This is a genomic window from Micromonospora sp. S4605 (assembly GCF_003176715.1).
Lineage (GTDB): Bacteria > Actinomycetota > Actinomycetes > Mycobacteriales > Micromonosporaceae > Micromonospora > Micromonospora echinaurantiaca.
Genome location: NZ_QGSW01000214.1, coordinates 1 through 9,017 on the forward strand (window position 1 = coordinate 1; position 9,017 = coordinate 9,017).

The following is a 9,017-nucleotide window of genomic DNA, read 5'->3' on the forward strand; positions in this document are numbered from 1 at the left end:
CCCGCAGCCCCGACGGCACCCCCCGAGAAACCCCGATCACCCCCCGCCTGCTCGGCTGACTCAGTAGATCTTGGAACGGAAGTGCCCCTGCGCGGGCCGTTTCCTTCCAAGATCCGATCGGCAGTGGTCGGCGACACCGCACCGCGTTCCAGTCGGCGGGGGTCGGCGGCGTAAGCTGGCTCGTCGTGAGTCTCACCATCGGCATCGTCGGCCTGCCCAACGTCGGCAAGAGCACCCTGTTCAACGCGCTGACCAAGAACGACGTGCTCGCGGCGAACTACCCGTTCGCCACCATCGAGCCCAACGTCGGCGTCGTCGGGCTGCCGGACGAGCGGCTGCACAAGCTCGCCGAGATCTTCAGCTCACAGAAGGTGCTGCCCGCTCCGGTGTCGTTCGTCGACATCGCCGGCCTGGTGCGGGGCGCGTCCAAGGGGCAGGGCCGGGGCAACGCGTTCCTGGCCAACATCCGCGACGCCTCGGCGATCTGCCAGGTGGTCCGGGCCTTCTCCGACCCGAACGTGGTGCACGTCGACGGCAAGGTCTCCCCGGCCGACGACATCGAGACGATCAACACCGAGCTGATCCTGGCCGACATCCAGACCCTGGAGAAGGCCGTGCCGCGGCTGGAGAAGGAGGCCAAGCTCCGCAAGGACCGGGCCGCCGCCGCCACCGCCGCCAAGAAGGCCGTCGAGCTGCTCGACACCGGCGTCACCCTGTACGCGGGCGCCAAGGACGCCGGCATCGAGCTGGAGCACCTGCGCGAGCTGCACCTGCTCACCACCAAGCCGTTCCTGTACGTCTTCAACGTCGACGAGGCCGAGCTGGGCAACGCCGAGTTCCTCGACGAGCTGCGCGCGCTGGTCGCCCCCGCCGAGGCGATCTTCATGGACGCCAAGATCGAGTCCGAGCTGGTGGACCTGCCCGAGGAGGAGGCCCGCGAGCTGCTGGAGTCGATCGGGCAGAACGAGCCCGGCCTCGACCAGTTGGTCCGGGTGGGCTTCCGGACGCTCGGGCTCCAGACGTACCTCACCGCCGGGCCCAAGGAGGCGCGGGCCTGGACCGTCCCGATCGGCGCGACCGCGCCGGAGGCCGCCGGGGTGATCCACTCCGACTTCCAGCGCGGCTTCATCAAGGCCGAGGTGGTCTCCTACGACGACCTGGTCGCGGCCGGCAGCATGGCCGCCGCCAAGGCGGCCGGCAAGGTCCGGATCGAAGGCAAGGAGTACGTCATGCAGGACGGCGACGTGGTGGAGTTCCGCTTCAACGTCTAGGTGGGCCACGTTCGCGCAGGTCAGACCGCATTGTCACGCCTCCCTAGTCCGCAGGTAGTCCGCAGGACCCGCGAGCGTCTCGGCCATCAGTGCCGCCGCCGCCTTCCGGGTCCGGTCCTCGGCCGTCGGCCACAGGTGCGCGTACGTCCGGAGCGTCACCGTCGCGCTGGCGTGGCCGAGCGCCCGCTGCACCGTCACCACGTCGCAGCCCTGCGCGATCAGCCCGGACGCGTAGTAGTGCCTCAGGTCGTGCAGCGTGAACCCCGCCACCCCGCCGTCACGGCACGCCTTGCGCCACCAGTAGCCGACCGTGTTCTGATGCGGCGGGTCGCCCGGCTCACCCTCGAACAACCACCGCCGGGCGTCGGTGCCGGGCCGGTGGTCGGCGACGTGCCGCGACAGGATCTCGACCAGATCGGGCGCCAGGAACACGGTTCGCTCACTGCCGTACTTCGGCGGCGTCACCAGCACCGCGCCACCCGGGCCGCGCTGCACCTGCCGACGCACCTGAAGACTGCGACCGAGGAAGTTCACGTCGCCGACCTGCGTGCCGGCCGCCTCACCGAGCCGCAGCCCGGCGAACGCGGCCAGGGCGACGAACGCCACGAACCGCGGGCCGGCCGCGGCCAGCAGCGCCCGCACCTGCTCCGGCGTCGGTAGCTCCATCGCCGCCTCAGCGCGCCGGGTGCGAGGCAGCGTCACGCCATCGCTGGGGTCGGACGGGATCACCCGGTCGCGGACGGCGGCGCGCAGCACCGCGCGGACGTTGTTGACCCGGGTGCGGATCGTGCCGGCGGCCAGGCCTCGGGGCCGGCCCTCGCCCCGGTCGGCGGTCTGCATCGCCTTCACCCACTGCTCCACGTGCGAACGGCGCAGCGCGCGCAGCTGGACGTCCGCGAAGGTGACCGACCGGGCGGCCAGTCGCATCGCCTTGTCGGTGCCGGCCGCCCACACCTGCCGCTGCGACCAGTCGGCGAAGTAGTCGGCGAAGGTGACCTTCCCGGCGCGCGGGTCGACGTACTGGCCGGTGACGATCGCGGCTGTCTTCTCGTCGAGCCACTGCTGGGCGTCGACCTTCCGGACGAAGTGGCGCGCGTGCTCCTTGCCGGCCTCATCGCGGTACCGGGCCCGGTACTTCCCATCGGGGCGCTTCTGGATGCTAGCCATCCGCCTGGCCTCCGTCCTCGCCGCCGAGCTCCCGCGCCAGTTCCGCTCTGCCCGTCTCGTACTGCCGGACCGCCGCCTCCAGCTGCGCGTGCTCTCGGCGCAGCGCATCCAGGTGCTGCAACGCCTGGGCCCGGAGCGCCATCGCCTCACTCGCGCGGATGTCGAGCTCCGCGAAGCCGAGCTCCGCGGTCTTCAACCTGGCGCGCAGCTCGGTCAGCCGCTCCTGGGCGTGCTCGTACGCCTCGTGCTGCATCAGGCGCAACTCCCGGCCGCCGTACTGCGTCAGGTCGAGTTCGAGCACCCGCGCCAGCGCGGTCACCTCGTTGAGCCGGATCGGACGCTTCCCGCCTTCAAGCCGCGCCATCGCCGTCGAGCTGAGGTCGACGCCGGCCACCTCGCGGAGGGTCCGCCGTAGCCGGTCCTGCGTCCAGCCGCGCGCCTCGCGCGCCTGCCGTACCTGAGCGCCGAAGGCTTCCTCGGCCGATTGTTGTTGCGCCACGCGCAAGAATCTAGTTGCGTTGGGTGCTTGCGGTCAAGGTTGATCTCTGTTTAGCGTGTCTGCGTAGGGCGCAAGGTCAACATTGCGCAGAGCGCAGGGAGTGTCTGCCGTGGAGAAGTACCTCACCACCGAGGAAGTGGCCGAGGCCGCCCGGACCGCGCCGAGCACCGTCCGCTACTGGCGGCACATCGGCAAGGGCCCCCGGGGCGTCAAGCGGGGCAAGCGGGTGCTCTACCCGGAGAGCGCCGTCGCGGCCTGGCTGGCCGGCGAGGACGAGCAGGTCAAGGCGAGTGCCTGACGTGACCACCGCGAATCAGCAGGGCTGTCGACGGTACGGCGGGTGCCGGCCCGGGCAGCGTTGCGCCGAGCACCGCGCCGACGTCGACCCGCCGCGGCTTGGCGAACTGCTCGCCCAAGTCGTCGACGTTTCGCGTCCGGAGTGAGGGCCGTCCGGTGACCATCGCGATCGACATCCCGGACCGGACCGACGTCGGCCCCGTCATCGAGGCCGAACGGTTCATCATCGGCACCGCCCTCACGGAGATCGACCACACGCCGGGCGCCGACGACCTGGCGCCGACGGAGTTCTTGCAGCGGAGCCACGAGCTGATCTGGCGGGCGATCCTGGCGGCGCGGGCCGCCGGCGAACCTACCGACCCGGTCGCGGTCGGCGAGCGGCTGCGCGCGGCGGGGGACCTGGAGCGCGTCGGCCGGATGGCGTACCTGGCCGACTGCACCAGCGCGGCGATGGGCCCGGGCACGGTCGCCCACCACGCCGGGATCATCCGGGAGGCGGCGACACGGCGTGCCCGCGTGCAGCAGGTGGCGCGGCTCTCGCAGCTCGCCGGCAATGACGAGCAGTGGGAGCGGCACGCGCCCCAGCTGCTCGGCGACCTCACCGCGGTGGCCGGCGCGGCGGTGGCCACCAAGGGATTCGGCGGCACCCTGCTGCGCCGGTCGCAGCTGCGGACCCTGCCGCCCGTCGAGCCGCTCATCGACGGCGTGATGTCACGCCGGGCGACGGTGCTGCTCGTAGGCCCGAGCAACACCGGCAAGACGTTCGTGCTGCTGTCGTGGGCGTGCGCGGTCGGCACCGGCACGCCGTGGCTCGGCCGCGAGGTCCACCGGACGCCCGTGCTCTACGTCGTCGGCGAGGGCGCGAACGGCCTCGACGCCCGGGTCAGCGCGTGGGAACAGGCGTGGAAGACGAAGGTCACCGACGATGACGTGATCTTCGCGGTGCGGCCGAAGAGCCTCGGCGACCCGGAGACGTGGGTCGGCATGCGCGAGCAAGCGCGGCGGGCCGGATCCGGGATGGTCGTGCTGGACACCTTCTCCAGCCTCGGCCCGGAGGTCGACGAGACGAAGGACGCCGCCACGATCACCCGCCGGATGGCCGACCTCGCCGCCGCCATCGACGGCACCTCGGTTCTCGCCCACCACCCCGGGTGGGGCGACCCGTCCCGGGCGCGCGGCGGGTCGCAGCTCGAGGCGAACGTCGACGAGGTGCTGATCCTCAGCGGCACGTCGTCCAATCCGATGCTGGAGCTGGAGCGCAAGAAGGTGAAGGACGGGCCCGCCGGCGAGCGGACCTGGCTGCGCCGCCGCGCCGCGTACGGCTCGTGCGTCATCGAGGGCGTCTCGGCGTCGGAGAAGAACGCCGAGATGGCCACCAGCGCCGAGCAGATCGCCCGGGCGGTGTTCGGGGAGCCGTTCACCAAGACCATGCTGCGCGACGCGCTGATGGAGCGGATGTCGGTGTCCCGGACGACGGCGTACGAGCACATCACCAGCCTGGAGCGGGATCGCGTGCTCCGGTACGTGTCCGGCAAGGGCCGGGCGGCGCTGTTCGAGATGGTCTGACCATGAGCACCGCGTGCATGGTCCGCTCACCTGGCGTAGTCGAACGTCCGGACGGCCGCCGGACGAACGCGCCGGACGAACCCCCGGACGATGCCGGACGACAGTCGGAAACCCGCAGGTCACGGCGCATGCCGGCCCCGGACGAACAGTCCGGACTTAATCGTCCGTCCGGCACCCCGCCCTTTAGGGCGGGGGGTGCCGGACGAATTCCCAGAAGACGGACGGAGAGCCGCACCGTGAAGACCTACCGACGGCACTACTGCCAGCGCCAGCACCGCACCCACCACACCACCGCCAAGTGCCTCTGGCCGCGGGCCGTGTGGATCACGGGCGAGGGCCCGTACGCCACCCTCGCCTGGTGCCGCGTCCTGAGCGTGATGCTGCACCCCACCGAAGCCGAGGCACTGGCAGCGAAGCACCTCATCGACTCCACCGGCTGCGGCGGCCGCTGCAACCGCCGCCACGAGCTCATCCTGATCGCCACCGGCGTCACGCGATGAGGACCCGCACCCGAGAGGACCACCTCGTGCTGATCCCCGCCGCCGGCGGCACCATCGCCGACACCATCGCCGGCCTCGCCCAAGCCGTCGACTCCACCGAACCGCTCACCTTCCAACAGCACGCCGGCAACGACGACGTCTACACCCGCGGCACCGTCCTCTACGTCCTGCCCGGCCTCTGGTCGGGAATGCCGGCCGACCTGCTCGCCACCGTCCGGGCCCGACGCGCCTGCGCGGTCACCGGACGCTGCCCGCGCTGCGGCGCCTGCCTCCAGCTGGCCGCCGGCCAGTTCACCCACGAACGCCGCTGCCCGGTCGCCGATCAGCACCTACGGCCCGCGCTCGCCCGATGGGGCCGCCAGGCCGGACCAGCCCGCGGCCGGCGGATCGTCGAGACGCCATGACCGGACGCCCCACCTTCATCAACCACGCCGACGAGCCGCCAGCCTGCCGAGGCCACAACCCCGAGTGGTGGTTCCCCACCCGGCAAGACGCCGCCAACACACGCAAAGCCAAAGCCATCTGCCACACCTGCCCACACGAGAACGCCTGCCGCGAATGGGCGTACGCACAACCACCCACCACCCTCTACGGCATCTGGGGCGGCACCACCGAAGGCGAGCGACGCAGACGCAAGCACCGCGAGCGAATGGCTCGACGGTTGGCAGACCGCGAGTGAATCGGACATAGGGGTGCGTTTTTCCCGCAGGGGTACCCCCGGGACACCCCGGCGTACGTGTCCCGTCCCCCTCCCCGAAGCCGAGGATGTCCGGCTATGACCGTTTTGAATGCTTCCAGCGGGCCGGCGTGAGCCAGCCGGAGCACGCTGCGACCAGCGGTATCCCGTCCGCGTCAGGCTCTTCTGTGCGAGCAAATCTCTGCCCATTCGACCGTGGCGACCTTAAGAATCGAAGGTGAAACGGGGCCGGAACCTTCGATTCTTAAGGTCGTGTAGTACGGTGTAGGGCATGGCGTATGACAAGACGGAGACGGTGCGGCTGTCGGCGACGCAGGCCGAGCAGCTGGCCGCCGCGGCGCGGGAGTCGGGCCGGCAGAAGTCGGATCTGCTGCGGGACGTGATCGACCAGGCGACGGCCGCCTACGGCGATCAGCTGGTCGCCGACGCGCGCGGCGCGGCGTACGTGGCCGACCCGTGCCCGTACGAGTTCCGGCACGGCGCGCAGTTCTCGCTGGTGCGGGACGCCTACCAGGTGTACACGTTCGGGTCGGAGATGGACCCGGAGGCGGGCGATCGGTTGCGCCGGTTCGAGCGGTGGCAGGCCGACCCGCAGGTGCGCGACCAGGCGGTCAAGTTCGCCACGGTCACCACGTCGAACGCTTCGCAGGTGGTCCCGCCGGGCTATCTGGCGCTGTTTGTGGCGCCGGAGCAGGACCGGCCGCTGCGGAACGCCGCGACCATGCTGCCGCTGCAGGGTTCGTATCCGGCCACGCCGTTCGCGGTGCCAGACGGCCTGAACGCGGCGGTGGTGGCGGCGGGTGCGGGTGGCCGGCCGTTCACGGTGGCGCCGGCGGACCGGTCGACCGCGACCGGGGCGGTGGGGAACCACACGGAGGGCACGAACCCGACGGACGGCACGCTGTCGTTCGGCGGAGCGATGCCGGCGGTCACCCCGCAGGGCAAGTCGGGTCTGTTCCGGGTCACCCGGGAGGTCCTCGACGCGTCGAATCCGAACGTGGACCAGGTGGTCCTCACGCACATGCGGGAGCAGTACGCCAACCAGTGCGAGCAGCTGGTGTACGCGGAGCTGAACGGCGCGAACGGTCAGGGCGGCACGATCACCGCCGGTCGGGTGCCGTCGGGCGCGCAGGTGTCGGCGGTGGCGGCCGCGGCGCTGCCCGGCGAGCTGAAGAACGCGCTGGTGAAGTACCCATTCGTGCGGGGCCGTCGGGTGCGGTCGGTGGCGGTGTCGCAGCAAGCCGGGCTGGGTCTGGTCGACCTGGACCCGTCGAACGTGTGGCTGCGGGACGTGCAGGTCGACGCGGCGCCGGCGATCCCGGACGGTGCGGCCGGTGACGGGGACGTGTTCGCGCTCAGCGAGGGTGATCTGTGGGCGTGGGAGTCGCCGCTGCTCACCTTCCGGTTCGAGGAGAAGAACGGGCCGGCGCTGGTGGACCTGGCGCTGTTCGGCTACTTCGCGGCGCGGCTGCTGCGCCCGTCGGGGCTGGCGGCTGTCCGGGTGTCCTGACGTGGGCTGGCGTCGACTCTTCGGCCGCTGGCGGTCGCCTGCGGAGGTGTCGCGGTGCTCGAAGTGTGGCCGGGCGGAGACTCCGGGCCGGCCGCACGTGAGCGAGGTCGACGCCCGCCGGCCGGGTGTGGTCAGTCATGTCTGCCAGCGCTGCTACGGCGGCGTCAGTGCGCGCAGGTTCGTTCAGTCGTGATGCGGCGTCAACGTCGCCCGGGGTGGGGTATGGGACACGTCCCGCCGCTGGGATCGAAGGTGGCGGAGGCTCCCCTCCTTTTGGGGCCGGTGACGCCATCTGCGCCGAGCGGGTGGAGTGGCCGGGGTCTGTCGGGGGCCCCGGCCGCCCCCCGCTGTTGATGGGAACGGCTTGGATCAAGGGAGATCAGCATGAGCTACCGCAGCGACGACCTCACGACCCTGTTCGCCCCGGACCAGAGCGTCATACGTCCGCAACTCGGCTACCGGCAGGGCATCGTGCGGGAGTGGAACCCCGACACGGCAGCCGGGGTGATCGAGGTCGACGGGATGCTGATGTCGGACCTGCCGATGCTGAACACCACGGACGCGCTGCTCCTCACGCCCGGTGACGTGGTGAGCATCCTGACCTTGAGCAACGGTGGTGGTGCTGGCACGTGGGGAATCCTCGGCCGGTACACCAGCCCCGGCACGCTGGGCACTGTGACTGCGCTGTCGGCGATCGGCACCGTCACCGGCGAGCAGCTCGCCCAGCATTCCACCACCAGCACCAGCTACGTCGACCTGACCGGCGGGCCGTCCGTCACGGTCAACGTGCGACCGTCGGGGCGGGTGCTGCTGATCTTCTCCTGCCAGATCGGCTGGCAGATCGCCGCGCCCGGCGCTGTGTCCGCTGACGCGGGTATCGACATCACGGGCGCGAACGTGTCGGAGCCGACCGGTGACCGGCGGGTGCGTGCGCACCTGGAGGCGGGTGGCGCGACCAGCAATGTGGCGGTGTTCGGTGTCGGTTCGCAGAAGATGTTGACGGGTCTGAACCCGGGTGAAACCACGTTCACGATGAAGTACCGCAGCAACTTCGGCCAGCAGGTCGATTTCGACAATCGGGTGTTGACGGTGGTGCTGCTGTGACCTGGTGGCCGGGGCAGCCGCGGCCGGGTGGTCCGCCTGGGCCGGTCGGGCCGGCTGGGCCGCGACCGAGGTAGGCAGGCGTCGGCGCGGTCGGGCTCGGGGATGCGGGCCAGCTCGCGCGCCTGGCTCTCGCGCTCGGGGGCAGGGAGCCCGGTGTTGGAAATTTCCAACACCGTCCGGGCGGCCGTGATGAAGTTCTGAGCCCGGGTCCGATCGAAGCCCCACCGCTCCTGGCAGTAGTCCTCGAAGCTGGCATGAGCATCCGGCAGATCGCCGAGGAGACGGGGCTGCCGAAGACCACCGTCGCCCGCGATTTGGCGCAGGTGTCCCACGTGGGACACCTGCCGGAGACGGTCACCGGGTCGGACGGCAAGACGTACGCCGCGACCCGCCCCACCCCCCAGAC

General features: G+C 71.2%; 10 protein-coding genes. 8 read left to right on the plus strand and 2 right to left on the minus strand.

The genetic code is table 11. The annotated features are described in order from the left end of the window. Nucleotides 1-185 precede the first annotated feature (185 nt). Nucleotides 186-1,271 carry a redox-regulated ATPase YchF gene (ychF, locus tag DLJ47_RS17805; RefSeq protein ID WP_088992021.1) on the plus strand — a complete coding sequence of 362 codons (1,086 nt, stop codon included), beginning with the start codon at nucleotides 186-188 and terminating at the stop codon, nucleotides 1,269-1,271. Between the two features lie 33 nt (nucleotides 1,272-1,304). Here the strand turns inward: ychF and DLJ47_RS17810 are convergent, their stop codons facing one another. After that, the gene (locus DLJ47_RS17810; RefSeq protein WP_109901090.1) at nucleotides 1,305-2,438 is read right to left on the minus strand and encodes a tyrosine-type recombinase/integrase; all 1,134 of its coding nucleotides are present in this window, start codon (nucleotides 2,436-2,438) and stop codon (nucleotides 1,305-1,307) included. Continuing rightward, entirely contained in the window at nucleotides 2,431-2,937 is a 507-nt protein-coding gene (locus tag DLJ47_RS17815; RefSeq protein ID WP_158289833.1) for a helix-turn-helix domain-containing protein, read from the minus strand. The genes DLJ47_RS17810 and DLJ47_RS17815 overlap by 8 nt, the downstream gene beginning before the upstream one ends. A 109-nt stretch (nucleotides 2,938-3,046) precedes the next feature. Between DLJ47_RS17815 and DLJ47_RS17820 the strand changes: the two genes are divergently transcribed. The 7 genes from DLJ47_RS17820 to DLJ47_RS17850 all read left to right on the plus strand — a co-directional run bounded on the left by DLJ47_RS17820 (nucleotide 3,047) and on the right by DLJ47_RS17850 (nucleotide 8,611). Beyond that, nucleotides 3,047-3,235: a helix-turn-helix transcriptional regulator gene (locus DLJ47_RS17820; protein ID WP_109901092.1), complete on the plus strand. Its 189-nt coding sequence runs from the start codon at nucleotides 3,047-3,049 to the stop codon at nucleotides 3,233-3,235. A gap of 155 nt (nucleotides 3,236-3,390) precedes the next feature. Then, complete coding sequence (locus DLJ47_RS17825; RefSeq protein WP_146228114.1) at nucleotides 3,391-4,800, plus strand: AAA family ATPase; 1,410 nt, start codon at nucleotides 3,391-3,393, stop codon at nucleotides 4,798-4,800. Nucleotides 4,801-5,036: 236 nt separating this feature from the next. After that, nucleotides 5,037-5,300, plus strand: a complete 264-nt coding sequence (locus DLJ47_RS17830; RefSeq protein WP_109901094.1) for a hypothetical protein — start codon at nucleotides 5,037-5,039, stop codon at nucleotides 5,298-5,300. A 26-nt stretch (nucleotides 5,301-5,326) separates the two neighbouring features. Continuing rightward, nucleotides 5,327-5,704, plus strand: coding sequence for a hypothetical protein (locus DLJ47_RS17835; RefSeq protein WP_146228115.1), 378 nt, complete (start codon nucleotides 5,327-5,329; stop codon nucleotides 5,702-5,704). Further along, nucleotides 5,701-5,979, plus strand: coding sequence for a WhiB family transcriptional regulator (locus DLJ47_RS17840; RefSeq protein WP_109901096.1), 279 nt, complete (start codon nucleotides 5,701-5,703; stop codon nucleotides 5,977-5,979). The genes DLJ47_RS17835 and DLJ47_RS17840 overlap by 4 nt, the downstream gene beginning before the upstream one ends. Nucleotides 5,980-6,268: 289 nt before the next feature. Continuing rightward, nucleotides 6,269-7,507 carry a ribbon-helix-helix domain-containing protein gene (locus tag DLJ47_RS17845; protein WP_109901097.1) on the plus strand — a complete coding sequence of 413 codons (1,239 nt, stop codon included), beginning with the start codon at nucleotides 6,269-6,271 and terminating at the stop codon, nucleotides 7,505-7,507. A 384-nt stretch (nucleotides 7,508-7,891) separates the two neighbouring features. Beyond that, on the plus strand, nucleotides 7,892-8,611 hold the full coding sequence (locus DLJ47_RS17850; RefSeq protein WP_109901098.1) for a hypothetical protein: 720 nt from the start codon (nucleotides 7,892-7,894) through the stop codon (nucleotides 8,609-8,611). Nucleotides 8,612-9,017 lie beyond the last annotated feature (406 nt).